26 protein-coding genes are annotated in these 26,486 nt (G+C 67.7%); 5 read left to right on the top strand and 21 right to left on the bottom strand.

From position 1 onward, the window contains the following. Positions 1 to 55: 55 nt before the first annotated feature. From IBJ82_RS01590 to IBJ82_RS01555, 8 genes are all read right to left on the bottom strand, one after another. Positions 56 to 361 (bottom strand): DUF2469 domain-containing protein, encoded by a 306-nt coding sequence (locus IBJ82_RS01590; protein ID WP_011210678.1) that lies wholly within the window; start codon positions 359 to 361, stop codon positions 56 to 58. Between the two features lie 46 nt (positions 362 to 407). Further along, the gene (locus IBJ82_RS01585; RefSeq protein ID WP_084465464.1) at positions 408 to 1,112 is read right to left on the bottom strand and encodes a ribonuclease HII; all 705 of its coding nucleotides are present in this window, start codon (positions 1,110 to 1,112) and stop codon (positions 408 to 410) included. A gap of 78 nt (positions 1,113 to 1,190) precedes the next feature. Beyond that, positions 1,191 to 1,955: a signal peptidase I gene (lepB, locus tag IBJ82_RS01580; protein ID WP_370585101.1), complete on the bottom strand. Its 765-nt coding sequence runs from the start codon at positions 1,953 to 1,955 to the stop codon at positions 1,191 to 1,193. Between the two features lie 86 nt (positions 1,956 to 2,041). Continuing rightward, positions 2,042 to 2,383 (bottom strand): 50S ribosomal protein L19, encoded by a 342-nt coding sequence (gene rplS / locus IBJ82_RS01575; protein WP_194824166.1) that lies wholly within the window; start codon positions 2,381 to 2,383, stop codon positions 2,042 to 2,044. A gap of 157 nt (positions 2,384 to 2,540) precedes the next feature. Then, positions 2,541 to 3,419 carry a hypothetical protein gene (locus IBJ82_RS01570; RefSeq protein WP_194824165.1) on the bottom strand — a complete coding sequence of 293 codons (879 nt, stop codon included), beginning with the start codon at positions 3,417 to 3,419 and terminating at the stop codon, positions 2,541 to 2,543. Between the two features lie 28 nt (positions 3,420 to 3,447). Continuing rightward, entirely contained in the window at positions 3,448 to 5,838 is a 2,391-nt protein-coding gene (locus IBJ82_RS01565) for a Tex family protein (RefSeq protein WP_370585100.1), read from the bottom strand. Between the two features lie 124 nt (positions 5,839 to 5,962). Next, positions 5,963 to 7,576 carry an AMP-binding protein gene (locus tag IBJ82_RS01560; protein ID WP_194824164.1) on the bottom strand — a complete coding sequence of 538 codons (1,614 nt, stop codon included), beginning with the start codon at positions 7,574 to 7,576 and terminating at the stop codon, positions 5,963 to 5,965. Then, a complete protein-coding gene (locus IBJ82_RS01555) occupies positions 7,576 to 9,189 on the bottom strand; it encodes an AMP-binding protein (RefSeq protein ID WP_194824163.1) in 1,614 nt (537 codons plus the stop codon). The genes IBJ82_RS01560 and IBJ82_RS01555 overlap by 1 nt, the downstream gene beginning before the upstream one ends. Positions 9,190 to 9,286: 97 nt before the next feature. Between IBJ82_RS01555 and IBJ82_RS01550 the strand changes: the two genes are divergently transcribed. Both IBJ82_RS01550 and IBJ82_RS01545 read left to right on the top strand, forming a co-directional pair. Then, positions 9,287 to 10,132: a LuxR C-terminal-related transcriptional regulator gene (locus tag IBJ82_RS01550; protein WP_194824162.1), complete on the top strand. Its 846-nt coding sequence runs from the start codon at positions 9,287 to 9,289 to the stop codon at positions 10,130 to 10,132. 402 nt (positions 10,133 to 10,534) lie between these two features. Next, on the top strand, positions 10,535 to 10,903 hold the full coding sequence (locus IBJ82_RS01545) for a VOC family protein (protein ID WP_056811825.1): 369 nt from the start codon (positions 10,535 to 10,537) through the stop codon (positions 10,901 to 10,903). A gap of 1 nt (position 10,904) precedes the next feature. Here IBJ82_RS01545 and trmD read toward each other — a convergent pair whose 3' ends face one another. From trmD to IBJ82_RS01515, 6 genes are all read right to left on the bottom strand, one after another. Continuing rightward, positions 10,905 to 11,582 carry a tRNA (guanosine(37)-N1)-methyltransferase TrmD gene (gene trmD / locus IBJ82_RS01540; RefSeq protein ID WP_194824161.1) on the bottom strand — a complete coding sequence of 226 codons (678 nt, stop codon included), beginning with the start codon at positions 11,580 to 11,582 and terminating at the stop codon, positions 10,905 to 10,907. 3 nt (positions 11,583 to 11,585) lie between these two features. Beyond that, the gene (gene rimM, locus IBJ82_RS01535) at positions 11,586 to 12,110 is read right to left on the bottom strand and encodes a ribosome maturation factor RimM (protein WP_194824160.1); all 525 of its coding nucleotides are present in this window, start codon (positions 12,108 to 12,110) and stop codon (positions 11,586 to 11,588) included. Next, on the bottom strand, positions 12,111 to 12,353 hold the full coding sequence (locus IBJ82_RS01530; protein WP_056811833.1) for an RNA-binding protein: 243 nt from the start codon (positions 12,351 to 12,353) through the stop codon (positions 12,111 to 12,113). After that, on the bottom strand, positions 12,353 to 12,790 hold the full coding sequence (rpsP, locus tag IBJ82_RS01525; protein ID WP_194824159.1) for a 30S ribosomal protein S16: 438 nt from the start codon (positions 12,788 to 12,790) through the stop codon (positions 12,353 to 12,355). The genes IBJ82_RS01530 and rpsP overlap by 1 nt, the downstream gene beginning before the upstream one ends. A 208-nt stretch (positions 12,791 to 12,998) precedes the next feature. Further along, a complete protein-coding gene (locus IBJ82_RS01520; RefSeq protein WP_194824158.1) occupies positions 12,999 to 14,093 on the bottom strand; it encodes an amidohydrolase family protein in 1,095 nt (364 codons plus the stop codon). 124 nt (positions 14,094 to 14,217) lie between these two features. Continuing rightward, the gene (locus IBJ82_RS01515; RefSeq protein WP_194824157.1) at positions 14,218 to 15,036 is read right to left on the bottom strand and encodes a nuclear transport factor 2 family protein; all 819 of its coding nucleotides are present in this window, start codon (positions 15,034 to 15,036) and stop codon (positions 14,218 to 14,220) included. A gap of 104 nt (positions 15,037 to 15,140) precedes the next feature. Between IBJ82_RS01515 and IBJ82_RS01510 the strand changes: the two genes are divergently transcribed. After that, positions 15,141 to 15,932, top strand: a complete 792-nt coding sequence (locus IBJ82_RS01510; protein ID WP_194824156.1) for a 3-oxo-5-alpha-steroid 4-dehydrogenase — start codon at positions 15,141 to 15,143, stop codon at positions 15,930 to 15,932. Between the two features lie 61 nt (positions 15,933 to 15,993). On the opposite strand, the gene ffh is transcribed toward IBJ82_RS01510, so the two are convergent. From ffh to ftsY, 6 genes are all read right to left on the bottom strand, one after another. After that, the gene (gene ffh, locus IBJ82_RS01505) at positions 15,994 to 17,559 is read right to left on the bottom strand and encodes a signal recognition particle protein (RefSeq protein ID WP_194824155.1); all 1,566 of its coding nucleotides are present in this window, start codon (positions 17,557 to 17,559) and stop codon (positions 15,994 to 15,996) included. A gap of 80 nt (positions 17,560 to 17,639) precedes the next feature. Next, a complete protein-coding gene (locus IBJ82_RS01500) occupies positions 17,640 to 17,954 on the bottom strand; it encodes a hypothetical protein (RefSeq protein WP_235569337.1) in 315 nt (104 codons plus the stop codon). A 132-nt stretch (positions 17,955 to 18,086) separates the two neighbouring features. Further along, positions 18,087 to 20,531 (bottom strand): [protein-PII] uridylyltransferase, encoded by a 2,445-nt coding sequence (locus IBJ82_RS01495; RefSeq protein ID WP_194824154.1) that lies wholly within the window; start codon positions 20,529 to 20,531, stop codon positions 18,087 to 18,089. A 91-nt stretch (positions 20,532 to 20,622) separates the two neighbouring features. Continuing rightward, positions 20,623 to 20,961: a P-II family nitrogen regulator gene (locus tag IBJ82_RS01490; RefSeq protein ID WP_067493492.1), complete on the bottom strand. Its 339-nt coding sequence runs from the start codon at positions 20,959 to 20,961 to the stop codon at positions 20,623 to 20,625. A gap of 5 nt (positions 20,962 to 20,966) precedes the next feature. Continuing rightward, entirely contained in the window at positions 20,967 to 22,313 is a 1,347-nt protein-coding gene (locus IBJ82_RS01485; protein WP_370585099.1) for an ammonium transporter, read from the bottom strand. Positions 22,314 to 22,628: 315 nt separating this feature from the next. Next, positions 22,629 to 24,113: a signal recognition particle-docking protein FtsY gene (gene ftsY, locus IBJ82_RS01480; RefSeq protein ID WP_194824153.1), complete on the bottom strand. Its 1,485-nt coding sequence runs from the start codon at positions 24,111 to 24,113 to the stop codon at positions 22,629 to 22,631. A 154-nt stretch (positions 24,114 to 24,267) separates the two neighbouring features. Here ftsY and IBJ82_RS01475 point away from each other — a divergent pair, with 154 nt between their 5' ends. Beyond that, positions 24,268 to 24,657 carry a DUF2237 family protein gene (locus IBJ82_RS01475; protein ID WP_014987060.1) on the top strand — a complete coding sequence of 130 codons (390 nt, stop codon included), beginning with the start codon at positions 24,268 to 24,270 and terminating at the stop codon, positions 24,655 to 24,657. On the opposite strand, the gene IBJ82_RS01470 is transcribed toward IBJ82_RS01475, so the two are convergent. Continuing rightward, on the bottom strand, positions 24,654 to 25,421 hold the full coding sequence (locus IBJ82_RS01470; RefSeq protein ID WP_194824152.1) for a TetR family transcriptional regulator: 768 nt from the start codon (positions 25,419 to 25,421) through the stop codon (positions 24,654 to 24,656). The genes IBJ82_RS01475 and IBJ82_RS01470 overlap by 4 nt on opposite strands. Before the next feature lie 123 nt (positions 25,422 to 25,544). Between IBJ82_RS01470 and IBJ82_RS01465 the strand changes: the two genes are divergently transcribed. Next, positions 25,545 to 26,465, top strand: a complete 921-nt coding sequence (locus tag IBJ82_RS01465) for an NmrA family NAD(P)-binding protein (RefSeq protein WP_194824151.1) — start codon at positions 25,545 to 25,547, stop codon at positions 26,463 to 26,465. The last annotated feature ends 21 nt before the right edge of the window (positions 26,466 to 26,486 follow it).

Here is a 26,486-nt window from a genome sequence, read left to right as displayed (position 1 = left end):
CCCACGCGAGCTGGGCAAACAGAAAACCTGTGGATAACCGCGCCCCTGTGGACAACTACTCCGGCAGGCGCAGGTCCGGCTTCTCCAACTCCTCGATGTTCACGTCCTTGAACGTGATCACCCGAACGTGCTTGACGAACCTGGCCGGGCGGTACATATCCCATACCCACGCATCGCTCATCCGCACTTCGAAATACACCTCGCCGTCGGCGTTCTGCGGTCGCAGTTCGACAGAATTGGCCAGGTAGAAGCGCCGTTCGGTCTCCACCACGTACGAGAACTGGCCGACGATGTCCTTGTACTCGCGGTACAACGACAGTTCCATCTCGGTTTCGTACTTCTCGAGGTCCTCAGCACTCATCGGGTGGGACGTCCTCCTGCTAGCAGCGCCGCGTTCATTGCTGACATCATCGCGCATGTGCGGCCCGAGTAGCCACTCGGCTACCTCCGGGCACCTCGAGCTCGCGCACATTCCGCCAGGAACGACGGTGTTCGGTGCTCGGTCCGAGCTGCCGCAGGGCCGCGGTGTGCTCGGGCGTGTTGTAGCCCTTGTGCGCGGCGAAACCGTAGCCGGGCAGTTGTGCGTCGAGCTCGACCATCATCCGGTCCCTGGTCACTTTCGCCAGGATGCTCGCGGCCGCGATGCAGGCCGCGGTGCCGTCGCCGCCGATCACCGGCAGCGACGGAGCGGGCAGGCCGGGGACCTTGAATCCGTCGGTCAAGATGTAGCCGGGAGTGCGTTCGAGGCCGACGACGGCTCGGCGCATGCCCTCGATATTGGCGACGTGGATGCCGATCGAGTCGATTTCCCACGCGGGCACCACGACGACGCTCCAGGCCAGCGACAATCGCTGAACCACCGGGAACAGCTCCTCACGAGCCGCCTCCGTGAGTTTCTTGGAGTCGTCGAGCCCGGCCAGCTTGTCGTAGGCCTTGGGCGCCAGCAGGCAAGCGGCGACCACCAGCGGGCCCGCGCAGGGTCCGCGCCCCGCCTCGTCGACGCCGGCCACCGGCGCGAGGCCACCGCGCACGAGCGCCGCCTCGAGCGTGCGTAGTCCGCTCGCCCGGCGCATCACCATGCGCGGCGGCCAACTGGTCCGATCCTGCCCCACAGTTCGATTGTCCCGTCGCGTCAGTTCCGCTGGGCGTTGCGGGTGCGCACTCGACCCGCAACGCCCGTCCTCAACGTGTCAGTTCTCTTGTGCGTTCTGGGTCTTGACCGGACCTATTCGGTTCGGCGGCCAGATCTTGAACACCGTCTTACCTCGGACGTTGTCCACCGGCACCGTGCCCTGCAGATCGTCGCTGACGTGGGCGCGCGAATCGGCCGACTCGTTGCGGTTGTCACCCATCACCCACAGATTGCCCTCCGGCACCTTCACGGGGCCGAACACCCGACCCGCCGGGTACACGGCGTTGGGACGGTCGGTGTACCAGGGGTAGTCCTTCTTGATGTACGGCTCGTCGAGCGGTTTGCCGTCGACCATGACGCGGCCTTGCGGATCGCAACACTGCACGGTCTGCCCGCCGACCGCGATGACACGCTTGACCAGATCGTTCTCGTCCGGCGGCACCAGCCCGAAGTAGGACAGGAAGTTCTGCAGTCCACGCACGACGGAGTTGTCGGAGCGCACCGATTTGTAGTGCCCGTTCCACGACGGCGGTCCGACGAAGACCACCACGTCGCCCGGCCCGGGTTCGGAGCCGTAGTAGCTGATCTTCTGGACGTAGATGCGATCACCGATCAGCAGCGTGTTCTCCATCGACTGCGAGGGGATCACATACGGCCGACCGACGAAAGTCACCATCAGCGCGGCGATCACAGCCGCGATCACGACCAATATCGGCAGCTCCTGCCAAAACGGGCGCTGCTTCTTGTCGTCGCGCTTTTTTCTGCGCCGTTCACCTTCGTCACCCGAATCGGACACCGACACCGACCCACTTTCGTCTGCCACGCCGAACAGAGTAGCCCGGCACCCTGACGTGAGTCGGGTACCGGGCTACCTGAAGAATTCTGGTACTGCGAAGTGCTACTGCGAGATCAGCGCTTTTCCTTGATCTTGGCAGCCTTGCCGCGCAGATCGCGCAGGTAGTACAGCTTGGCGCGACGCACGTCACCGCGGGTCACGACTTCGATGTGGTCGATGTTGGGGCTGTGCACGGGGAAGGTGCGCTCGACACCGACGCCGAAGGACACCTTGCGGACCGTGAAGGTCTCGCCGATGCCGCCGCCGTGACGCCGGATCACGACGCCCTTGAAGACCTGGATGCGCTCCTTCGAGCCTTCGATGACCTTCACGTGCACGTTCAGGGTGTCGCCCGGACGGAAGTTGGGGACATCGCTACGCAGCGACTTCTCGTCGACGAAATCAAGGGTGTTCATTTTCCACCTTTTCGGATTCTTTGCGTGAACAGAGGAACCTGGCGGCACTCACGCGCTCGACCGGTTCATGCTCAGAACAGGAGTGCTCTCGGACATGACTCTTCCAAGGCAACCGGTTCATTGTGCCAGACCGGATAGCCGCGATCGAAATCGGGCCTCACTGCTCGTCGGCTTGGTCGGCTCGGCGGCGTGGCAGCAGGTGCGGGTGCGGCGCCGGGGCCGACGGCGCCGGGACGACGGTACGCGCCAACTCCACCTCGGCGGCCTTGCGGGCGTGCTCGACATCGGGCTTGCCAGCGATCAGGTCCTGGATGAAGATTTTCGCGCGGATGACCGGGCGGCGATACCGCCGTTCCCGCTCTACCGCCCGGTTCATGGTCTTGGGCCGGTGCCCGTAGCGCCAACGCGCCCACGGCGCACCCGGCCTGCTCAACCGCACCGCGCCGATCAGTAGCAGCGGGGTGAAGAACATGCCGAACAGCCCGGTCCAGATCTTGCCCTTGCCGATCACCACCCCGGCGAGCAACAGATTCACCGCGATCGTGATGGCCACGCCCACCCGCACCCCGATACCGCTCGATGCCCGGAAGTTGTCGTAGTCCAGAAACGTCGCCGGTTGCACGCCGAGCAACAGCAGACCGGTCACCGCGAGCGCGACGAATACCGCGTCCACCGAGGTGCGGCCCTGTTCGGACCAGTAGACGTCACGCAGATAGAAGATCAGCGCGAATTCGTCGAGCACCAGCGCGGCACCGATCCCGAACACCGCGGACAGCACGCTCGAGGTGACCTGGGTGGAGTCCTCGGCGGTGGCGATCAGCCCGATGCCCGACAGCAGCACGGTGACCACGCCGAACACCATGTGATGGATGTGGGTGTCGCCGGCTTTCACATTGCCCGGCCACCAGCGCACCTGCGCCCGGATCATCCGCACGCTGACCCTGATCACCACGAAGCCGAGGATGAACCCCAGCAGGAAACAGAGCAGGGGCAGGCGGCCGTGCGCGATCACCTCGTCCTCGAGCCACCGTCGCATGCCGCCCGCCCTGTCTTCGAGTTCCTACCTACTTGTTGCCGAAGCCTGCCGCGCGCAGCGCGTCGGCCATCGATCCGGTCGGTGCGGCGGCAGGCTTGCGCTGGTTGCCACCACCGTTGCCCTGCCTGGCCTGTCCCTGATTACGGGCAGGTGCGGGACCACGACCGCCTTGCTGTCCACGACCCTGACCGCGCGGCGCACCGCCGCCACCACGATTGTCCCCCTGCGCGGGCTTGCCCGGCTCGTCATCGAGACGCAAGGTGAGTCCGATCCGCTGACGCGCGACATCGACCTCGAGGACCTTCACCTTCACCACGTCGCCGGACTTCACCACTTCGCGCGGATCCTTGACGAAGTTGTGCGACAGCGCCGACACGTGCACGAGACCGTCCTGGTGCACGCCGACGTCGACGAAGGCGCCGAAGGCGGCCACGTTCGTGACGACACCCTCGAGCACCATCCCCGGTTTCAGATCGGCGACCTTCTCGATGCCCGCGGCGAATTCGGCGGTCTTGAATTCCGGCCGCGGGTCGAGGCCCGGCTTCTCCAACTCGGCGATGATGTCGCTGACCGTGGGCACACCGAACTTCTCGTCGGTGAAGTCACCGGGCTTCAGCGCACGCAGGGTGCTGGTGTTGCCGATGACCTCGGCCATCTCCCGGCCGGTGTGTTCGAGAATGCGACGCACCACCGGGTACGCCTCGGGGTGCACCGCGGAGGTATCGAGCGGGTCGACGCCGCCGCGGATGCGCAGGAAGCCCGCGCACTGTTCGAAAGCCTTCGGGCCCAGGCGCGGCACCTCGAGCAGGGCGGTGCGGCTGTGGAAGGGCCCGTTCTGATCACGGTGGGCCACAATGCTCTCCGCCACCGACCCGGACACACCGGAGACGCGCGAGAGCAGCGGCACCGAGGCGGTGTTCACGTCGACACCGACCGCGTTCACCGCGTCTTCGACGACCGCGCCCAGCGAGCGCGCCAGCAGCGTCTCGGACACGTCGTGCTGGTACTGACCGACGCCGATCGACTTGGGATCGATCTTCACCAGCTCGGCGAGCGGATCCTGCAGGCGCCGGGCAATCGAGACCGCGCCGCGCAGCGACACGTCCATGTCGGGCAGTTCGGCCGAGGCGTAGGCCGAAGCGGAGTACACCGAGGCGCCCGCCTCCGACACCACGATCTTGGTCGGCTTGTTCTCCGGGATCCGCGAGATCAGTTCCACCGCAAGCGCATCGGTCTCGCGGGAGGCGGTGCCGTTGCCGATCGCGATGAGCTCCACGTCGAAGCGGGCGACGAGCGCGGCCAGCACGGCGAGCGACTTCTCGGTCTGCTGCTGCGGCTTGTGCGGGTAGATGACCTCGGTCGCGACGGCCTTACCGGTGGCGTCGACGACGGCGACCTTCACGCCGGTGCGGTAGCCCGGGTCGAGGCCCATGGTGGTGCGGGTGCCTGCGGGCGCGGCGAGCAACAGGTCGCGCAGATTCGCGGCGAACACGTCGACCGCGTCCTTCTCCGCCGCCTGACGCAACCGCATCCTGGTGTCGATCCCCAGACTCACCTGCAGTTTGGTGCGCCAGGCCCAGCGGACGGTGTCGAGCAGCCAGGAATCGGCCGGGCGGCCCTTGTCGGCGATGCCGAAGGCGACCGCGATGCGGCCCTCGTAGATCGTGCGCTCGCCGGGCGCGGGCTCGTCGATGTCGGCGTCGGCGTCGAGATGCAGCGTGAGCATCTCCTCCTTCTCCCCGCGCAGCAGCGCCAGGATCCGGTGCGAGGGCAGTTTGTGGAAGGGCTCGCTGAACTCGAAGTAGTCGGAGAACTTGGCCCCCGCCTCTTCTTTGCCCGCGCGCACCGTCGAGGTGACCTGGCCGCGATTCCACATCAGCTCGCGCAGCTCACCGACCAGGTCGGCGTCTTCGGCGAAGCGTTCGACCAGGATCGAGCGGGCACCGTCGAGCTGTTCGGCGGTGTAGGCGGCCGGATCGGTGCTCGGGTCGCCGATCAGCGCGTCGGCCACCGGCTCGTGTCCGGCTTCGCGCGCGATCTGAGCCTTGGTGCGGCGCTTGGGTTTGTACGGCAGGTAGATGTCTTCCAGACGCGCCTTGGTCTCGGCGAGCATGAGCTGCGAGTGCAGGGCGGGATCGAGTTTGCCCTGGCCGCGGATGGATTCGATGATCGCGCCGCGGCGCTCGTCGAGCTCACGCAGATAGCCGAGTCGTTCCTCGAGCTGGCGCAACTGGGCATCGTCGAGCCCGTCGGTGACCTCCTTGCGGTACCGCGCGATGAACGGAACCGTCGAACCGCCGTCGAGCAGTTCGACGGCGGCGCGGACCTGGGCCTCGCGCACCCCCAGTTCATCGGCGATCCGCCTGCCTACGCTGGCGATGGTGGTCGTGCTGTCGGCGATTTCCGGCGCTGTCGTCACAGCCGCAGAGACTACAGCTCATGACCGACACCCCGCTGGCACCCAGGTCAGCGGATTGTCGCGAACACGCCGGCACACGACACGAGCGTCCGTGATGGGTCGACTCATGTTGCGCCGCAGCCGCTCAGCCGAGGATCTCCCTGGCGAGTTCGCGCATCTCGGCTTTGCGGACCTTGCCGGTGACCGTCATCGGGAACTCGTCGACCACATGCACGTAGCGCGGGATCTTGTAGTGGGCGAGGCGACCGGTGCAGAAGGCTCGTACGGCAGCGGCGTCGAGGACTGCCGCACCCTCGCGCAGGCGGATCCAGACCATGAGTTCCTCACCGTATTTGTCGTCGGGGACGCCGATGACCTGGGCGTCGACGATGTCGGGATGGGTGTAGAGGAACTCCTCGATCTCGCGGGGGTAGACGTTCTCGCCGCCGCGGATGACCATGTCCTTGATCCGGCCGGTGACCGAGAGGTAGCCGTCGTCGTCCATGACGCCGATGTCGCCGGTGTGCATCCAGCGGGCGGCATCGATCGCCTCGGCGGTCTTGTCGGGCTGTTCCCAGTAGCCGAGCATCACCGAGTAGCCGCGGGTGCACAGTTCACCCGGTTCGCCGCGTGGCACGGTGCGCCCGGTCGCCGGGTCGACCACCTTGACCTCGAGGTGTGGGCCGACCCGGCCGACGGTGGCGGTGCGGCGGTCGATGCTGTCGTCGCGACGGGTCTGGGTGGAGACCGGCGAGGTCTCGGTCATGCCGTAGCAGATCGCGACCTCGGCCATGCCGAGCCGGTCGATCACTCGTTTCATCACTTCCACCGGGCACGGCGAGCCCGCCATGATGCCGGTGCGCAGGCTGGACAGCTCCGGTGCGGCGCCGCTGTCGAGTTCGGACAGCATCGCGATGAACATCGTCGGCACACCGTAGAGCGAGGTGCAGCGTTCGGCGGCGACGGCGGCCAGCGTCGCGGCCGGATCGAACGACGGCGCCGGAATCACCACGGCCGCACCGTGCGAAGTGACCGCGAGATTGCCCATCACCATGCCGAAGCAGTGGTAGTACGGAACCGGGATGCAGACCCGGTCGGCTTCGGTGTATCCGCACAGCTCGCCCACGAAGAACCCGTTGTTGAGGATGTTGTGGTGGCTCAATGTCCCACCCTTCGGGAAACCCGTTGTTCCCGAGGTGTATTGGATATTGATCGGATCGTCGGCCGACAGCGTCTCGGCGATCGCGGACAATCGTTCGGCGTCGGGCACCGTCTCGACCACCTGCTGCCACTGCTCGGTGCCCAGGATCAGCACCTGTTCCAGGGCGGGGCAGTTCGGCCGGACCTGCTCGATCATCGCGACATAGTCCGAGGCCTTGAATTCCGGTGCGGCGATCAGCAGGCACACCCCGGCCTGGTTGAGGACGTAGTCCAGTTCGCTGGTGCGGTAGGCGGGATTGATATTGACCAGGATCGCGCCGATCTTCGCCGTGGCGTACTGCACGAGCAGCCATTCCGCGCAGTTGGGCGCCCAGATCCCGACCCGGTCACCAGGGCCGATGCCGTGGACGGTGAGGCCGGTCGCGACGGCATCGACAGCGACGCCCAGCTCGCGGTAGGTCCAGCGGCGTCCCGTCGGACAGTCGATGAGCGCCTCGCGCGTCGGGTGGGCCGCGACGGTGCGGTCTAGGTTCGCGCCGATGGTGTCACCGAGCAGCGGGGTGTCGGCCGGACCACAGGTGTAACTGAGTTCGGACATCAGCGAATCTCCTTGCCGCGCAGCAGGAATCGCTGCACTTTGCCGCTCGGCGTCTTGGGCAGACTGTCCACGAAGTGGACCTTCCTCGGATAGGCGTGGGCGGCGAACTCGTCCTTGACGAGTTGCTGCAGTTCGGCGGCCAGCTCGGCGCTGCCCTCGGTGCCGGTGCGGGTCACCACGAAGGCCTCCAGTACCTCACCGCGCAGTTCATCGGGCATCCCGACGACGGCGGCCTCGGCGACCTGGTCGTGCAGGACCAGCACGCTCTCGACCTCGAACGGGCCGATCCGGTACCCGGCCATGATGATCACGTCGTCGTCGCGGGCGCTGAAGCGGAAGCAGCCATCGGCGTCGCGGGCGCCGACATCGCCGGTCAGATACCAGCGTCCGTCGGCGCTGAATCGGCTCGCGGTGCGTTCCGGATCGTCGAGGTAGCCGAGGAACCAGAGCAGCGGGCTGTGGTCGGTATCGATGGCGACCCGGCCGAACTCGCCGGGTGCCGCCTCGACGTCGGCGTCCTCGGCCAGGACCGCACAGGACCACCCGGGCAGCTGTCTGCCCATCGAACCGAGCGGGGCGGGGGCATCGAGGGCGGGGTGCCACGCGTGGCAGATGACCATGCCGTGCTCGGTCTGGCCGTAGTGATCGCGCACCGCCACACCGAGGGTCCGCTGCGACCACGCCACCACGTCCGGGGTCAACGGCTCCCCCGCCGACGACGCTCTGCGCAGGGCGAATCCGTCCGGAGCCGAATCGCTGTCGGCGCGCAACGCGCGATAGACGGTCGGTGCCGCGGCGAAGTTGGTGACATCGAAGCGTCGCAGCACGTCCCAGGTGAGCGGCGCCGAGAAGCCCGCGTGTAGCAGCAGGCTGCGCGCGCCGGTGGCCAGCGGTCCCAGGATCGCGTAGTAGAGGCCGTACGCCCAGCCCGGGTCGGCCGCGTTCCAGTAGACGTCCTCGGGGCGCACGTCGAGGGCGAATTCCTGGTAGGCGTGGAAGGACGCCAGCGCGCGGACCGGGATCGGTACGCCCTTGGGGGTTCCGGTGGTGCCGCTGGTGAACAACTGGACCAGCAGACCGTCGCCGCCGACCGCCACCGGCCTCGCGCGCGGATCGTCGGACCGGTGCCGGGCGAGCAGATCATCGAAGAGCAGCGCGCCGGGGATCTCGGCGTCGCCGACGATGATCGTCCGGTAGTCGGTCGTGGCGAGTTTCGGCGCCTGGTCGGCGTCGACGACGACGACCTTCGTGTGACTCGCGCTCAGGCGGAACTCGATGGCGGGTGCGGCGAAGGCGGTGAACAACGGGACGTGTACCGCGCCACGACGCCAGATGCCGAGCAGGGCCACCACGAGCTCGGCGGACTTTCCCATCAGCGTCGCGACCCGGTCGCCGGGCTCGACGCCGAGTTCGGCCAGCGCGGCGGCGAACCGAGCCGAGCGTTCCCGCAGCTCGCCGTAGGTCAACTCGTGCGCGCTCAGATCGGCTTCGACCACCGTGAACGCGATCTGCGCGGCCGGATGCCGATCGCAGAGCAGTTCGGCCGCACAGGCCTCCGGTCCGTCGTAGTGGTCGAGCAGGTCGCGCACCCGCGCGTCCAGGTCGGTAGTCATCGCAGCTTCTCCTCAACACCCGGGCAGCGGCCGCCCGGGTGTGACCTAGAATGTGGCATAGCTCACCTCGACCACTACCCCCGAAAAGGGGTGATCCATGACTTCTGTGTTGCGTCCGCGCGACGGTGACGCGTTGCGCGCCGAGATCCGCTGGGTGGCGCGCCGGGCGAGCGTCCCGGTGGTGTTCGGCGGCGCGGTGGACGAGGACACCCTGCTGCTCACCGAGTTCGCGGGCACCGTCACCACGGGCCTGCGCGGGCTGTCGGTGCTACGCACCTCCGGGCTCGGCGGGCAGGCCATGGAGTACCGCAGACCCGCGTCGGTGGCCGACTATCGGGGCGCCTCCACCATCACCCACCACTACGACGCCGCGGTGGTCGGCGAGGGGCTGCGGTCGGTGATGGCCGTGCCGGTCCTGGTCGCCGACCGGCCTCGCGCGGTGCTCTACGCGGCCACTCGTGGCGCGACCCCGCTCGGCGACCGCACCGCCGAGGTGATCCTGCAGGCCGGTAGAAGGCTGGCCGCCGAGATCGCCGTCCGCGACGAAGTGGACCGGCGGGTCCGACTGCTCGACCTCGCGACGCCGCTGTCCCCGTCCACGCCCGCGGTGACCGAGGAGCTGCGCGAGATCCACGCCGAACTTCGCGCCCTCGCGACCGCGACCGGCGATCTCGCACTGCGCGACCGGCTTTCCGGGGTGTGCGACCGATTGACCGGGGTGCTGACCGGCGGGCCCGGCGCCGAGACGCCGCGACTGTCGCGGCGCGAGCTCGATGTGCTCGCCCAGGTCGCGCTCGGCTGCACGAATCAGGAAGCGGCGCTTCGGCTCTCGCTCGGCGCCGAAACCGTCAAGAGTTATCTGCGGCAGGCGATGAGCAAGCTCGATGCCGGCACTCGGCACGAGGCCGTGGCGCTGGCACGTCGACACGGCTTGCTGCCCTGAACCGCTGCCGCGCAGACCCCTTCACCCGCTGTCCGATATGTGCGATATATCACCTTGATTCGGGCGCCACAAAGGTTTCGATGCCCGGCAACGGCCACCCGGGGGGACTCGATCGCCCGCGGCGGCACGAGCCACCGACAGAGAACGTCGCGCCACACGCGTGTCGGCAACGGCCGATCGTCCACGGATGCAATGCTTGTACTGGGAACATCGACGCACCGCCCGTTCGGATCCACCGCACCGGACGCGATCGCGCCGAAAGACGCAGGGGCCGAAGCCATTCCGGATGGAACCAGCAATCCTCACTTTGGACGTTCACACAACGAATGACCGCGATGGATACCCAAATGTCTTTGGGACAAAACAATCTCGGGGCGCATCCAGCCCGGTACCGTCGGTCCGATGACGGAGCCTTTTCAACTGGCCGGCCTCTCACTGGACTGTGACGACCCCGAGTCCCTCGCCCGCTTCTACCTCGGGCTGCTCGGTGGCCGTGTCCTGTGGAACGACGCGCACAGCGTCGGGATCCGGATCCCGTCGGGACTGACAATCGCCGCACAGCACGTGGCGGACTACTATCCGCCGCAGTGGCCGGGAACCGCCGCGGTACACCTCGACCTGGCCGCCGATGCCGATCTGGATCTGTGCGAACAGCACGCTCTCGCGATCGGCGCGAAACCCGCACCGGTACAACCGGATCCACGCTGGCGGGTGTTGCTCGACCCCGCAGGCCATCCGTTCTGTATCACCACCCGCGTGATCGCGGGATAGGTCAGGGCAGCAGATCGGGCCGACGCTGCGCGGTTCGTTCCAGTGACTGTTCGTGGCGCCACGCGGCTACCTTGGCGTGATCGCCCGAGAGCAGGATCGGGGGCACGTCGAGGCCGCGCCACAACACCGGCCGGGTGTAGCTGGGACCTTCGAGGAGTCCGTCGGAGAACGAATCCTCCTGGTGGGACTGCTGATTGCCGAGCACGCCAGGGATCAGCCGCACCACGGCCTCGGTCATCACGAGCACCGCGGCCTCGCCGCCGATGAGGACGTAGTCGCCGATGCTCACCTCTTCGACGCGGACGCGGCGGGCGGCGTCGTCGAACACGCGCTGATCGATGCCCTCGTAGCGCCCGCAGGCGAAGACGAGGTGTTTCTCGGTGGCCCAGCGCTGCGCGGTGGCCTGGGTGAACGGCACACCGGCCGGAGTGGGGACGACGAGCAGAGCGTCGTCGGGGCACACCTCGTCCAAGGCATCGCCCCAGACGGTGGGCTTCATGACCATGCCGGGACCACCGCCGTAGGGCGAGTCGTCGACCGACTTGTGCACGTCATGGGTCCAGTTGCGCAAGTCGTGCACACCGACCGAGATCAGGCCCTTGTCGACGGCCTTCCCGAGCAGCGCGGTGCGCAGCGGCTCGAGATACTCCGGGAAGATCGTGACGACGTCGAGTTGCACGAATTACTCCGGATCGAGCAGGCCCTCGGGCGGTGTGATGACCACCAGTCCATCGGCGAGCGAGACCGTCGGCACGATGGCGGTGACAAAGGGAATGAGAAGTTCGCGGCCGTCGTCGGCGGAACGCACCGACAGCAGTTCGCCCGCGGCCGAATGCAGCACCTCGGTGACCGTGCCGACGAGCGTGCCGTCGGTGAACTCGACCCGAAGGCCTTCGAGTTCGTGGTCGTAGAAGGCGTCGTCGTCCTCCGACGGCGGCAGCGAATCGCTGTCGACGACGAACAACGTGCCGCGCAGGGCATCGGCGGCGGTGCGGTCGTCGATTCCGTCGACGTACACCAGAAGCCGGCCCGAGTGCTCTCGGGCCGACTTCACGGTGTAGTCACGGGTCGCCGAGGACTTCGGCATCCTGCCGCGCAGCGTGACGCCCGGCGCGAACCGGACGTCCGGCGCGTCGGTGCGTACATCGACGACGAGTTCGCCGCGCACGCCGTGCGACTTGGCGACCCGACCTACGACGAGTTCCATCTAGGCGTCGGTATCGACCACGTCGACCCGGATCCCACGGCCACCGATGCCGGCGACGAGGGTGCGCAGCGCGGTCGCGGTACGACCACCGCGCCCGATCACCTTGCCCAGGTCTTCAGGGTGAACGTGCACCTCGACGGTGCGTCCACGACGGCCGGTGAGCAGCTCGACACGGACGTCGTCAGGATTGGCGACGATGCCGCGAACCAGATGTTCGACGGCATCGGCAACAACAGCAGTCATTACTCGGCAGCCTCGGTGGCGGCTTCCTCAGCGACGGCCTCTTCCTTCTTGGCGGCCTTCTTCTTCGGAGTGACGGCCTCGGTGGTCGGCGCGTTGTCAGCGGCGGCGAGCGCGGCGTTGAACAGGTCGAGCTTGGAGGTCTTCGCGGCCTTCACCTTCAGGGTGCCCTCGGTACCCGGCAGGCCCTTGAACTTCTGCCAGTCGCCGGTGATCTCCAGCAGACGCTGCACCGACTCGGTCGGCTGCGCGCCGACGGACAGCCAGTGCGCGACGCGCTCGGCGTCGATCTGGATCAGCGAAGGCTCTTCCTTCGGGTGGTACAGGCCGATGGACTCGATGGCCCGGCCGTCACGACGAGTACGGGCGTCGGCGACGACGACGCGGTACTGCGGGTTGCGGATCTTGCCGAGACGGGTGAGCCTGATCTTGACAGCCATGCTGGTCAGTCTTCTTTCAGTAGTTTGGTCACCACGCGATTCAGCGACCCACATGGTCTGCAGGTCCGGTTTCGCGCATGTGTGCGTGACCGCCGCGCGGTACGTAACCGGAGACGGGCTGACACTGTCCAGGAAGGACGAGGGTTCATTCTGCCAGACGACCCGCTGCGGCCGGAAACCGCCTCCGCTATCGCCGCGCAACGCCGATTCAGCGGTGGCCGGTGACCGGATCGGGGGTCTTCACCACCAGGCCACGCAGCACAACCCATTGTGGGTCGGTGAGCGACTGGGGATTCACGCGGGGGTCGTCGGCGTAGACGACGAAGTCGGCCGGGGCACCTTCTTCGATGCTGGGGCGACCGAGCCAGGTGCGGGCATTCCAGGACGCGGCGCCGAGGGCGTCGTGGGGTGACATGCCCGCGCCGGACAGTGCGGTGATCTCGTCGGCGATGCGGCCGTGCCGGATGGAACCGCCGGCGTCGGTGCCCGCGTAGATCGGCACGCCCGCCTCGTGGGCCTTGCCGACGGTGTCGCGGACGCGGCGGTGCAGATCGCGCATGTGGGCGGCGTAGACCGGGAACTTCGTGGCGCTGTCGGCGATGCCGGGGAAGGTGTCGATGTTGATCAGGGTCGGGACGAGGGCGGTGCCGTTGGCCACCATCAGCTCGATGGTGTCGTCGGTGATGCCGGTGCCGTGTTCGAGGCAGTCGATGCCCGCGTTGATCAGACCGGGCAGCGCGTCCTCGCCGAACACGTGCGCGGTGACCCGGGCTCCGTTCGCGTGGGCCGCGTCGATGGCCTGCTTCAGGATGTCGTCACTCCACAATGGCCGCAGGTCGCCCACGGTGCGGTCGATCCAGTCCCCCACGATCTTGACCCAGCCGTCGCCGAAGCGGGCCTGCTCGGCGACGATCTCCGGCAGGTCGCGTTCGTCGTCGAGCTCGATGCCGAGTTCGCGGATGTAGCGCTTGGGTCGGGCGATGTGGCGGCCCGCGCGGATGATCCGCGGCAACTCGGCGTGCTCGTCGATGAATCGGGTGTCGATCGGCGAGCCCGCGTCACGCAGCAGCAACGCGCCCACGTCACGTTCGGTCTCGGCCTGCTCGATCGCGCCCTCGTGGGTCTCGTCCCCGCCGCCGTAGCGGATCCCGACATGACAGTGGGCGTCGACCAGACCTGGAACGATCCACCCTGCGCTGCACAGGGTTTCGGCACCGCGCATCGGCTCGAACGTCACGACGCCGTCGACGACCCAGAGGTCGCGTTCCCGGTCGTCGGGGAGAACCACACCACGCAGATGCACACGAACCTCCAGTCGTCGGTCTGAGACCGAACCTACCGCGCACGATCAGCACACGCACACGCGCCGAGGCACCGCCGATCGCGGCCGAGCCGGGCGCCCGGCTCGGCACCCTCCGGGCGAATAATCAGTCGTCCGAAGGATCGCCGTCGAGAAAGACTCGTACGGCGGTGATGCGCGGACGATCCGGCGCGAAATCGACGAAGGCCACCCCTCGCGACGCACCGACTTTCACGCTCACACTGACAGTGCGACCCGCGGCAATCATCTTGTCCCACTCCATGTCTCGCGCGAGTTCGGAGAATTCCGTCACCGAGATCTGGTGCCCGACGGGCAGTTCGATCACCGTCCGCTCATCGAGCAACGCCCGCACGCCACCCGAGTCGCCGGATGCGGCCGCGGCGAACAGTCGGCGGACGAGGCGCTTGCCGGACCCGCCCACACCGCGCAGGGCTCGCATCATCCCCATCGCACCGCCGACTCCGAGCTCGGCGACGAGTTGCGGTCCGAGCTTCGCGCCCGCGAGCAATCCGGACGGCCCCGTGCGCAGCAGTCGCGCGATCATCACCCCCAGCTCCCAGTGCGCGGCGAGCCGGGCGATCCGCCAGCCGCCGTCGGTGCCGACCAGGTCGTAGCGCAGATGCATCGGCACGGTGACGGTGGCGCCAGTCGACATCGTGGTCTCGATGTGTAGGTCACGCACCACCGTGTATCCGGCGACGAGGTCGCGGTCGATGCGGAAGGCGATGGAGTTCGGCGCGATGAAGACGTTGTAGAAGCGCGAGATGGCGTCGGGGCCGATGTGCTCACGCGAGCCGTACGGGTCGTGCACCGCGGCCTGCTCGGCGAACAGCCCGACCCAGGCGGTCTTGTCGTGCGCGGCCACGGCACGCGGTGACGCCTGCACAGCCGCGAGCAAGTCCTCGGCGGTCCGATCCAACGGCATGTACGTCCTCCATACTCACGCTTCCCCTGCGCGATCCATGATAGAACGTGTTCTAGTTTTGCGTCGGCGATCGTGCACGGCGCCTGTTGGACAAGAGGATCTCGATGGACTGGTACACCGGGAACACCACCTACGACACCGTGCTGACCATCGCCTTCGGCTTCGCCGCGTTCGTGATCGTCGGCGGACTGTTCGCGCAGAGCCCCTACGGCCGCTTCGCCTCGAACAAGGTCGGCTTCAATCTCAACCCCAAGCTGGGCTGGTGGCTGATGGAACTGCCCGCGACCGTCGTGTTCGCGGTGTTCTACCTCAGCGGCCCCGATCGCTTCGAACCGGTGCCGCTGGTGCTGGCCGCCATCTGGTTGCTGCACTACGGCAACCGTGGCTGGTTCTTCCCGCTCTCCATCCGGCAGGTGCCGGGCAAGACGAGCAGTTTCAATGTCTCGGTGGTCGCGGCGGGCGTGTTCGTGACGGCGCTGCACGGCTACCTCAACGGCGCGTTCTTCAGCAACGACTACAAGAATCAGTACGGCACCGCCTGGCTCACCGATCCGCGCTTTCTGATCGGGCTGCTCGTATACCTGTGCGGATTCGGACTGCTGGTGCGGTCCGAGGCGATCGTGCGCAATCTGCGGGACAAGAACAATCCCGGCGCCGCCGAGTACCGGATCCCGCACGGCGCGGGCTTCCGCTTCGTCAGCAGCCCGGCCTACCTCGGCGAACTGATCGCCTGGGCCGGATTCGCCCTGCTCACCTGGTCACTGGCCGGCGTCGTGATCTTCTTGATCACCGCGGGCAACCTGGTGCCACGCGCCTTCGCCACCCACCGGTGGTACCGGGAGAAGTTCGCCGACTACCCCACCACCCGCAAAGCATTGATCCCCGGCGTGATCTGAGCGCATGAGAAAGCCGTGGTAGGTGATCGATCACCTACCACGGCTTTTCAGTGCGAACGACTCAGTTCTTGGGGAACTTCAGCTGGGACAAGTCGATCCCCTCCAGGCCGGGCGGCAACTGGTCGAGACCGGGCGGCATGTTCGACAGATCCATGCCCGGCGGCAAGCCCGGCATCCCGGCGGGCATTCCGGGGAACCCACCGCGCATCTTCGGCTGAGTGGGCCCACGCCCGCCCTTCTTGCCCTTCTTACCGCCCTTTTTGTTGTTGCCGCGGCGAGCTCCCGGCATCCCCATCTGCCGACCCATCATCGCCATCATCTTCTTGGCTTCGAAGAACCGGTCGACGAGCTGGTTGACCTCGGAGACCTGCACCCCGGAACCATTGGCGATGCGCAGGCGCCGCGAGGCATTGATGATCTTCGGGTTGTCCCGCTCGGCGCGAGTCATGCCCCGGATGATCGCCTGCACCCGGTCGAGCTGCTTGTCGTCGACCGCGGCCAGCGCGTCCTTCATCTGACCGGCGCCCGGCAGCATCCCGAGCAGGTTGCCGATCGGGCCCATCTTGCGGATGGCCAGCATCTGGTCGAGGAAGTCCTCGAGGGTGAGTTCGCCGCTGCCGATCTTGCGCGCGGTCTCCTCGGCCTGCTCGGCGTCGTAGACCTGTTCGGCCTGCTCGATGAGGGTGAGCACATCGCCCATGCCGAGGATGCGCGAGGCCATCCGGTCGGGATGGAAGACGTCGAAGTCCTCGAGCTTCTCACCGGTGGAGGCGAACATGATCGGCGCACCGGTGACGTTGCGCACCGACAGCGCCGCACCACCGCGGGCGTCACCGTCGAGCTTGGTGAGCACGACGCCGGTGAACCCGACACCGTCGCGGAAGGCTTCGGCGGTGCTGACCGCGTCCTGACCGATCATCGCGTCGAGCACGAACAGCGTCTCGTCCGGCTGCACGGCGTCGCGGATGCCCGCGGCCTGGCGCATCAGCTCGGCGTCGATACCGAGGCGACCGGCGGTATCGACGATCACCACGTCGTACTGCTTGGCCTTGGCCTCTTCGATACCGGCCGCGGCGACGGCGACCGGGTCGGCCGCGGTGATCCCGAGCGGGTTATCGCCGCCACCGATGGAGGTGCCGCCGTGCGGGGCGAACACGGGCACGCCCGCGCGCTCACCGACGACCTGCAGCTGGGTGACCGCGCCGGGACGCTGGAGGTCACAGGCCACCAGCAACGGCTGGTGCCCCTGACCCTTGAGCCATTTGGCCAGCTTGCCCGCGAGCGTGGTCTTACCCGCACCCTGCAGACCGGCCAGCATGATGACCGTCGGCGGGTTCTTGGCGAGGTTGAGGCGACGGGTCTCGCCACCGAGGATCGCGACGAGTTCCTCGTTGACGATCTTGACGACCTGCTGCGCGGGATTGAGCGCGCCGGAGACCTCCGCGCCCTTGGCGCGTTCTTTGACGTTGGCGATGAAGCCGCGCACCACGGGCAGCGCGACGTCGGCCTCGAGGAGTGCGAGGCGGATCTCGCGCGCGGTGGCGTCGATGTCGGCCGGTGACAGACGCCCCTTACCGCGCAGATCCTGCAGTGCACCGGTAAGCCGGTCGGACAGGGATTCGAACACCGATCGCGCTCCTGATCTGAAAGGGTCTCAGGTCGTCTGACCGAAGTCGGACGTCTATTGCCCTCCCAGGGTAATGGAGGTTATTCGGTATGTTGCACGTGCGGTGGCGCCGTGCGGCGCAACTCGTGCGATTCGATGTCCACCAGGTACACCGCTTCTCTGCCGGTGAGGCCGAGTTCCCGTGAGAGCGCCTCGATCCGAAGCCATTCGGAATCGGCGCTGTCGGCGTGGTGGGCGCCGGTCGAGGCGATGGTCATCGCGGCTAACGCCTGCGCACCACTGAGGGTGCGACCCGGCAACCACGAAACCACCCACAGGTCACCACCGACGCAACGCGCGATGTGCGCGGTCGCGTCGCTGGTCATCATTGACGCGGAAACGACTTCGATAGCCACGGATCAGCTCCCCTCGTACGAGTGACAGCCGGACCAGGGGAATGTTATAGGTCCCATATCGACTTATCGGGCCGCGAGGACGCCGTGTAGCAACCTGATAGCAATCAGTGAGTAAACCGTGTCCTTGCGGTGTCAGTCGATGTCGGTTGTTTCGGTCGGCGGCGGGGCGGGAGCGGGCCGCGGAACCACCTCGAGGACGGCCTTTTCGATGCGGGCGCGCAGGGCTGGGCTGTCGGTGTCGCCCAGATCGAGGCAGAAGGCGTCGACCACGGCCGAGCCCATCGTGACCACCTTGGCCCACCGGACGTTGGCTCCCGTCGCGGCGAAGGCACCGGCCAGTCTGCTCAGCAAACCGATCCGGTCGTCGGCGCGCAGTTCGAGGATCACCTGTCCCGGCGTGCTGACCGGTGACCAGATCAGTCGCGGGGCAGCACGCGCGTAGCGACCCGGCCCTGTCCCGACTGCCTCGGCTTCGCGCTTGGCCAGCACCTCGGGCAGGTTCAGCGCGCCGGTGGTGGCTCGGATGAGTTCCTGACGCAGCAGACCCGCGTCCGGCGGGTCGCCGAACTTCGGCATCACCACGAAGGTGTTGATCGCCGAATCCCCCGCACTGCCCAGCGAGGCCGAGAGCACGCGCAGCGCGTGCAGCGCCAGGACACCGGCGGCATCGGAGAGCAGGCCGGGTTCGTCGGGGGCGATCACCGTCACCACGAAGGTGTGCTTGCCGTCGCCGGGCGCGAGAGTGACGTGTACGCCGCCCGATCCGGCCTTGTCCAACAGCTCCGGGTCGATCGGTTCCGGTTGCGGCAGTGGCTCGCCCGCCATGACGAGTCGGCAGCGGCGCACCAGTTCCCCGATCAGCGAGGCCTTCCAGTCACCCCAGACGCCGGGGCCGGTAGCCATCGAATCGGCTTCGGCCAGCGCGTGCAGCAGTTCGAGCAGGCCGACGTCGCCACCGAGCGCGTCGGCGACGTGCTGCACGGTGGCCGGATCGTCGAGGTCGCGCCGGGTAGCGGTGTCGGGCAGCAACAGGTGGTGGCGCACGATCGCGCTGAGCGTGCGCACGTCCGAGGGCCACATTCCGAGCCTGCGGCCGATATGCGTGGCCAGTTCGGCGCCGACGATGCTGTGGTCGCCCTGGCGCCCCTTGCCGATGTCGTGCAGCAGCGCGCCGAGCGCGAGCAGGTCGGGCCGGGCGACCCTGGTGCTCAGGCTGCTCGCGAAGGCGACGGTCTCCATCAGGTGCCGATCGACGGTCCAGGTGTGCATCGCATCGCGCGGCGGGAGATCGCGGACCGCGCCCCATTCGGGAAACAGCCTGCCCCACAAGCCCGTTCGATCGAGTGCCTCGACCGCGTCGATGCTGCCTCGGCCCGCGCCGAGCAGCACGAGCAGATCGTTGAGCGCGTCCTTTGGCCACGGTTCGCGCAGTTCCGGCGCGTCCTCGGACAGGCGGTTGAGCGTGGTCGCCGACATCGGCAGCCCGGTCTGCGCCGACGCCGCGGCCACCCGCAGGATCAGCCCGGGATCGCGCTGCGGGCGGGCGTCTCTGGCCAGCACCACCTCGCCGGAGTGCTCGACCACCCCCTCATCGAGTGGTCGGCGCACCGGCATCCGACGCAGTCTGGCCAGGCCGCGTCGCGGTAGCGCGTTGGCGGCCGTGCGCAGACCGACGTCGCACGAATAGCTCACCGTACGCGCCGAATCGGTCAATGTCCGGGCGAGGTCGAAACGGTCACCGATGCGCAGCGCGGCGCCGATCTCGTCGGCGTCCTGGGCGCGCAGCTGATCGCGGGCCCGACCGGCGACCCGGTGCAGTTCGGTGCGCACGTCGAGGAGTCGCCGATGTGCCTGTTTCAGGCCGCCGCCGGGGACCTCGGGGCCCAATCCCGGCATGGCGTCGGTCAACTGGGCGATCGAGAGCGCGTCGAGCAGCTGGATATCGCGCAGGCCGCCGCGACCGTTCTTGAGATCGGGCTCGGCGCGGTGGGCGATCTCGCCGCTGCGCTGCCAGCGTGCGGTGGTCTGGGCGATGAGATCGTCGAAGCGGGACCTGATGCCGGTGCGCCATTCCCGGCGTACCCCGCCGATGAGCAGATTGCTGAGGTCTTGGTCGCCGACGATGTGGCGAGCTTCCAGCAGGCCGAGCCCGGCGATCATGTCGTCTGCGGCCACCCGCAACGCCTGCGGCACGGTGCGCACGCTGTGGTCGAGCTTGATGTGGGCGTCCCACAGGGGATACCAGAGTTGATCGGCGACCTCGGAGACCACCTTCGGGTCGACGTCGTCGTGCAGCAGCACGAGGTCGAGATCGGAGTACGGCAGCATCTCGCGGCGCCCGAGACCGCCGACCGCCACGACCGACAGGCCGCTGTCGGCGGTGATGCCGAGTTCGTTGCCCTTGCTGGTGAGCCACAGTTCGAACAGGTCGACCAGGGCCTCGCGCAGCGATTCCGGATCGAGCCGTGGATTGCGGGTGCCCGCTCCGTCGAGCAGCTGCGCCCTGGCCTTGACCAGATCCGCCGCGCCGTTGTTCTGAATACCGCCGTTCCGCTGTGCCACAGCCCACACCACCATTTCATGCGGGCGGCCCCGCCCCGACCGGAGAGTTCTCACCGGTGGGAGCGGGGCCGCCGCTCGATCGATTCCTCGTGCGTGACTGACCGAATTACAGTGCGTCGGTTCCGCGTTCGCCGGTACGGACGCGGATGATGGTGTCCACCGGGGTCACCCACACCTTGCCGTCACCGATCTTGCCGGTACGCGAGGCCTCCACGATCACCTCGACTACCTTCTCGACCGACGCATCGTCGACGACGACCTCGACCCGGACCTTGGGAACGAAATCCACCGAGTACTCAGCACCGCGGTACACCTCGGTGTGGCCCTTCTGCCGGCCGTATCCCTGGACTTCGCTGACGGTCATGCCGAGCACGCCTGCCTGTTCCAGCCCGGTCTTCACATCTTCGAGCGTGAACGGTTTGACGATTGCCGTAACCAGTTTCATGTTCGTCATGCCTCCTTGACGAGCGTGCGTGCCGTGCCACCCACAGCAGCGAAATCGTATGCGGTTTCCGCGTGCTCGGCTTCGTCGAGGCCCGCAGCCTCGGACTCTTCACTGGCGCGCAGGCCGATCGTGAACTTGATCGCGTACGCGATGACGGCCGTGGCGACCAGCGAGTAGGCGAGAACGGCGAAGGCACCGACAGCCTGCAGCTTCAACTGCTCGACTCCACCACCGTAGAACAGTCCATCGACGCCTGCGGGAGCTTCGCTGGTAGCGACGAGTCCGACGATCAGCGTGCCGACCAGACCACCGACGAGGTGGACGCCGACGACGTCGAGCGAGTCGTCGAAGCCGAAGCGGAACTTCAGGCCGACAGCCAGGGCGCACAGCGCACCGGAGACGACGCCGACAGCCAGGGCGCCGACCACGTTGACCGAGGAACAGGCCGGGGTGATGGCGACCAGACCGGCGACGATGCCCGAGGCAGCGCCGAGCGAGGTCGGGTGACCGTCGCGGATCTTCTCCACGAGCAGCCAGGCCATCATCGCGGCGGCGGTGGCGATCGTGGTGGTGAGGAAGGTGGCACCCGCGACACCGTTGGCGCTCAGCGCCGAACCCGCGTTGAAGCCGTACCAGCCGAACCACAGCAGACCGGCGCCGAGCATCACGAACGGCAGGTTGTGCGGACGGAACGGCGTCTTCGGCCAGCCCTTGCGCTTGCCCAGGATCAGGCAGAGCACCAGACCGGCGGCACCGGCGTTGATGTGGACCGCGGTACCACCGGCGAAGTCGATCGCCTTGAGGTTGTTGGCGATCCAGCCGCCGTTCTCACCGGTGTAGCCGCTGAAGGCGAACACCCAGTGCGCGACGGGGAAGTAGACGACCGTGGCCCAGATTCCGGCAAATACGAGCCACGACCCGAACTTCAAGCGGTCGGCGACCGCGCCCGAGATGAGTGCGACCGTGATGATCGCGAACATGAGCTGGAAGGCGACGAACACCGAGAGCGGGATCGTGCCGAACAGCGGGATGGCGGCGGGGGCCGCGGGGTCGGTAGTCGCTAGGTAGTCGCCGCCCAGGACGCCCTTGAGGCCGAAGTACTGGAACGGATCACCGACCAGCTTGCCCTTGTCCTCGCCGAACGCCATCGAGAAGCCGTATAGACACCACAGGATGGTGATCAGGCCCATCGCGGAGACGCTCATCATGATCATGTTCAGCACGTTCTTGCCACGGACCATACCGCCGTAGAAGAACGCCAGACCCGGCGTCATCAACAGCACCAGGGCCGCCGACGCCAGCATCCAGGCGGTGTCACCGGCGTCCGGTGCGCCGATCAGTGGAAATGCCACCTTGTGTTCCTCCTCATCTCGGGCCCTGCCGATGACGGCAAAAGGACCTGTACAGAAGGGTCGCCACTCGGTGTTTCATCCGTTGAGCTGTGGTGTTTCACCTGAGTGAACGGATAGCGCTGTTGTGTTGCATCCACGTTTCGTGTGGTTGGCATGAGCCTGTCAGCTCACGGTGAGATCGGTACGGATGTGCGATTCGCCGCGAGTTCGCGCGGCGATTCGCCGCGCCGCCGTTGCCCGGAAACCGTGATGTCAGCCCCCGAAAAGCAGCGATGCCCGCCCGATCGCTGGATCGGACGGGCATCGACGAAACCGCTACGCGGCGCCCCCGAGCAGGGCGTCGACGAACGCGCCGGGCTCGAAGGGCGCCAGGTCGTCGGCGCCCTCACCGAGGCCGACGAGTTTCACCGGCACACCGAGCTCGTGCTGCACCTGGAACACGATGCCGCCCTTGGCGGTGCCGTCGAGCTTGGTGAGGACCACGCCGGAGATATCGACGACGTCGGCGAACACCCGCGCCTGCATCAGGCCGTTCTGGCCGACGGTCGCGTCGAGGACCAACAGCACCTCGTCGACCTCGCCCTTCTTCTCCACGACCCGCTTGACCTTGCCCAGCTCGTCCATCAGGCCGGTCTTGGTGTGCAGGCGGCCCGCAGTGTCGATAAGGACCGCGTCGACGCCGCGGTCGATACCCGCGGTGACCGCGTCGAAGGCGACGGCGGCCGGGTCGGCGGCCTCTTTACCGCGCACGGTCTCGGCGCCCACCCGTTCGCCCCAGGTCTGCAGCTGATCGGCGGCGGCGGCGCGGAAGGTGTCGGCGGCGCCGAGCAGCACGCGCCGACCGTCGGCGACGAGCACGCGGGCCAGTTTGCCGGTGGTGGTGGTCTTACCGGTGCCGTTGACGCCGACCACGAGCAGGATCGCGGGCTTGTCGCCGTGCGGGAGGGCGTGGATGGAACGGTCGAGGTCGGGGCGCAGCGCCTCGACGAGCACGTCACGCAGGGCGGCGCGGGCCTGCTCGGGAGTGCGCACGCTGCGCGAGGCCATCTCTTCGCGCAGGCGTTCGACGATCTTCGCGGTACTCGCGGTGCCGATATCGGCCAGCACCAGGGTGTCTTCGATCTCCTCCCACGAATCCTCGTCGAGGTCGCCGCCGCCGAGCAGGCCGAGCAGGCTCTTGCCGACGGCGTTCTGGGAGCGAGACAAACGGCCGCGCAGGCGGACCAGACGGCCCGTGGTGGGGTCGATCTCTTCGATCTCGGTGGTGACCGGGTCGACCTCGGCCGGGGCCGGTGCGGAGGGAGTCTCGGTCGGCGCTTCACCGGGCACGGCCTCGGTCGGCGCGGTGCCGGTGGGCGCTTCCCGCGTAGGGGCAGTGCCAGAAGGCGCGGACTCGGTGTCGGGCTCGGCCGGTGCGGCGGTGTCGAGGGCGGACGCGTCGTCGGGGACCACCACGGTCTCGTCGACGACGACATCGCCCTCGGGCAGCGGAACATCGGTGATGCCGCGGCGCGGGGCGTCACGCGGGATCGCGGCGTCGTCGCCGACGTGCGGTTGGCCGTCGGTATCGGTGCGCTCCGGGACGGGCTCGGGTTCGGTCAGTGTCGCCGTCGAGCCGCCCTGGCTGAAGTTGAATCCCCCGGACGCGGTGTAACCACCGGAGCGGTCCGTCAACTCCTTGTCCGGCTCGGGCGGAGCCAGCGAAATCTGGCGTCGCTTGTACAGAACGAAACCCGCGACCAGCGCCACCAACAGGACGGCGGCGATCGCGGCGATCAGGATCCACGCTTGCGAACTCACCCGGCGAGTCTATTCGTGCGGCGAGTTACCGCACGTCGGCGGCGTCTGCGCAGCAGGTCGACGAGGCGTATCCGGGCGCGTCGCGGTATGGCGGAAACACTACAGATTCGTTGTCCTGCGGAACTTCTGGCGCTTGCCCCATAGGATCAGCGGAGTGACCGATCGAAACGTGCTTGGGGGGCCGCTGGAAGAGTGCGGCGCCGATCCTCTCACGGGCTTCTACCGGGACGGCTGCTGCAGCACCGGTCCGGAGGATCTCGGCAGCCACACCGTGTGCACCGTCGTGACGGCGGAATTCCTGGAGCATCAGGCCTCCATCGGCAACGACCTCAGCACCCCCCGCCCAGAGAACAATTTTCCCGGCCTGCAACCGGGCGACCGCTGGTGCGTGGTGGCGGTCCGCTGGTTGCACGCCCACGAGGACGGCGTAGCCGCACCCGTGGTCCTGGCCGCAACCCACGAGAACGCGCTGGAGGTCATCTCCATGGATATCCTGCGAAAATACGCAGTCGATGTCCCCGACGACGTCAGCGACCTGCTCTAGCCGCCCCGGGAATTTCGCATATCCCGTTGGCGATGAGCTTTCTGGCGGCAGGCCGGGGAGCAGTAGCGGGCCGGTCTACCGATACCCGGTCGGCGGACGGGCGCGCCGCAGATGGGGCAGGGCGCCGAGGTTTCGTTACTTTCCACTATTTCGTTACGGTCGATTTTCGCGAGTTCCGTTACGGGTGACGGGCGCGTTCGCAGCGCGTCGAGGATGAGGACGACGGCCGGGGCTAGTGGATCCTCGGCCCGTCGATGTCGTTGGATCGCAACGCATCCGGTGAAGATGTCCAAGACATCAGTGATCACCACATCGCGCCGGATCGCGCCCTGACGTTGGGCCGAGGCGAGCAGGGCGCCCAGTGCCCGGTGGAAGCGGTTGCCTGCGTCGCGAAGTAGGGCACGGGGCCAGCCGTCGTCGGATTGCACCAGGTCGCACAGGTCCTTGTTGCCGGGCGTCGTCACGATCACGTGGGTGCACAGGGCGAAGAAGGCCGCACCCGGGTCCGGATCGGTGAGATGTTCGGCGGCCAACGCTGCCAGCCGGTCGACGCGCTGTTGCATAACCGCTTCCAGCAGATCGGTTTTCGTGGGGAAGTGCCGATGGACGGTGCCCGCGCCGACACCCGCGCGGCGAGCCACTTCCGCCAGCGAGACCGTGGTGCCGCGTTCGGCGAGCGCCCGCTGAGCGGCGGCCAGGATCAGCGCGCGGTTGCGACGCGCGTCGGATCGGATCGCCGGTTCCACGCCGTGGTCGACCGTCATTTCGTTACGCCTTCCCTGCACCGGACCTGGCCAACCAGGTGTGCCCACCCGTACCGTCCGGAATACGGGTCGACCGACCCGATTGTAGGCATACGATCGATCACGAAACGGAGCTCCTCCGCAATGACATCAGTACTTCCCGTTCTGGTCACCGGCGCGACGGGCAAGCAGGGCTGCGCGACCGCCCACCGATTGCTCAGCCAGGGACACGAGGTTCGCGCTCTGGTCCGCGACCCCGACTCCCCCGCCGCCCGCGCACTGGCCGACGCGGGTGCCGAACTGGCGGTCGGCGACTTCGACGACTCGACATCCCTGCGTGTCGCGGCAACCGGAACACGAGCCGTATTCCTTATCCCCCCAGCCGATTACAGCGTGAAAGGTTGGGGCGAGGACACCGAGGGCCGCCGCGGCATCGCCATGATCGACGCGGCCCGCGCCACCGATGTCGAGCAGATCGTGTTCACCGGCGTCGCCACGATGGGCGACGCGCAATCGTGGGGTCAGCGCGGCAAACAAGAGATCGAGCGGGCCCTGGCCACCTCCGGCCTGCGCTACACCGTGTTGCGCCCCGTGCGATTCATGGAGAACTACCTGCTCCATGGCTCCCCCGTGGACGGTCTCCGCGAAGGCGGCGAACACCGCCACATGTTCCCCGCCGATCGCCCGCTCCAGATGATCGCCATCGACGACATCGCCGCCTTCGCCGCCCTGGCCTTCGCCGACCCCGAAACCTGGCACGCCCGCACCCTGGAACTGGCGGGCGAAGCCATCACTCCCGTCGACGCGGCCGCCACCATCAGCGCCGCTATCGGCCACCCCGTCCACTACCACGAGGTCACCGAGGAGGAAGCCGACGCGATCGGCCCGCAGCTCGGCAACACCTGGCGCCTGATCCGCGAAACCGGCGGCTGGCACGCCGACATCCCCGCCCTCCGCGCCCTGTACCCGGAGCTGACCTCCCTGCGCGACTGGCTGGCACGCGGCGGCACCCAACGCATCCTCGACCGGATCGGCGCCACGGCCCCGGCGAGCGGGCACCGCTGAGACTCGGGTCGCCGGCCCGGC

The organism is Nocardia sp. XZ_19_231 (assembly GCF_015355705.1).
Lineage (GTDB): Bacteria > Actinomycetota > Actinomycetes > Mycobacteriales > Mycobacteriaceae > Nocardia > Nocardia salmonicida.
The sequence above is the reverse complement of the archived record's forward strand: the minus strand, read 5'-3'. Positions and strand labels throughout refer to the sequence as shown.

Excerpts from the sequence above, each read along its gene's own strand:
- IBJ82_RS01495 (WP_194824154.1), bottom strand. The coding sequence starts at position 20,531 with ATGGTGGTGTGGGCTGTGGCACAGCGGAACGGCGGTATTCAGAACAAC.
- IBJ82_RS01530 (WP_056811833.1), bottom strand. The coding sequence starts at position 12,353 with ATGACTGCTGTTGTTGCCGATGCCGTCGAACATCTGGTTCGCGGCATC.
- IBJ82_RS01515 (WP_194824157.1), bottom strand. The coding sequence starts at position 15,036 with ATGCCGTTGGATCGGACCGCCGAGGACTTGCTCGCGGCTGTGCAGGCG.
- rpsP (WP_194824159.1), bottom strand. The coding sequence starts at position 12,790 with ATGGCTGTCAAGATCAGGCTCACCCGTCTCGGCAAGATCCGCAACCCG.
- IBJ82_RS01465 (WP_194824151.1), top strand. The coding sequence starts at position 25,545 with ATGACATCAGTACTTCCCGTTCTGGTCACCGGCGCGACGGGCAAGCAG.
- IBJ82_RS01555 (WP_194824163.1), bottom strand. The coding sequence starts at position 9,189 with ATGACTACCGACCTGGACGCGCGGGTGCGCGACCTGCTCGACCACTAC.
- IBJ82_RS01550 (WP_194824162.1), top strand. The coding sequence starts at position 9,287 with ATGACTTCTGTGTTGCGTCCGCGCGACGGTGACGCGTTGCGCGCCGAG.
- rimM (WP_194824160.1), bottom strand. The coding sequence starts at position 12,110 with ATGGAACTCGTCGTAGGTCGGGTCGCCAAGTCGCACGGCGTGCGCGGC.
- rplS (WP_194824166.1), bottom strand. The coding sequence starts at position 2,383 with ATGAACACCCTTGATTTCGTCGACGAGAAGTCGCTGCGTAGCGATGTC.
- IBJ82_RS01590 (WP_011210678.1), bottom strand. The coding sequence starts at position 361 with ATGAGTGCTGAGGACCTCGAGAAGTACGAAACCGAGATGGAACTGTCG.
- IBJ82_RS01510 (WP_194824156.1), top strand. The coding sequence starts at position 15,141 with ATGGACTGGTACACCGGGAACACCACCTACGACACCGTGCTGACCATC.
- IBJ82_RS01570 (WP_194824165.1), bottom strand. The coding sequence starts at position 3,419 with ATGCGACGGTGGCTCGAGGACGAGGTGATCGCGCACGGCCGCCTGCCC.
- IBJ82_RS01470 (WP_194824152.1), bottom strand. The coding sequence starts at position 25,421 with ATGACGGTCGACCACGGCGTGGAACCGGCGATCCGATCCGACGCGCGT.
- IBJ82_RS01490 (WP_067493492.1), bottom strand. The coding sequence starts at position 20,961 with ATGAAACTGGTTACGGCAATCGTCAAACCGTTCACGCTCGAAGATGTG.
- IBJ82_RS01545 (WP_056811825.1), top strand. The coding sequence starts at position 10,535 with ATGACGGAGCCTTTTCAACTGGCCGGCCTCTCACTGGACTGTGACGAC.
- IBJ82_RS01560 (WP_194824164.1), bottom strand. The coding sequence starts at position 7,576 with ATGTCCGAACTCAGTTACACCTGTGGTCCGGCCGACACCCCGCTGCTC.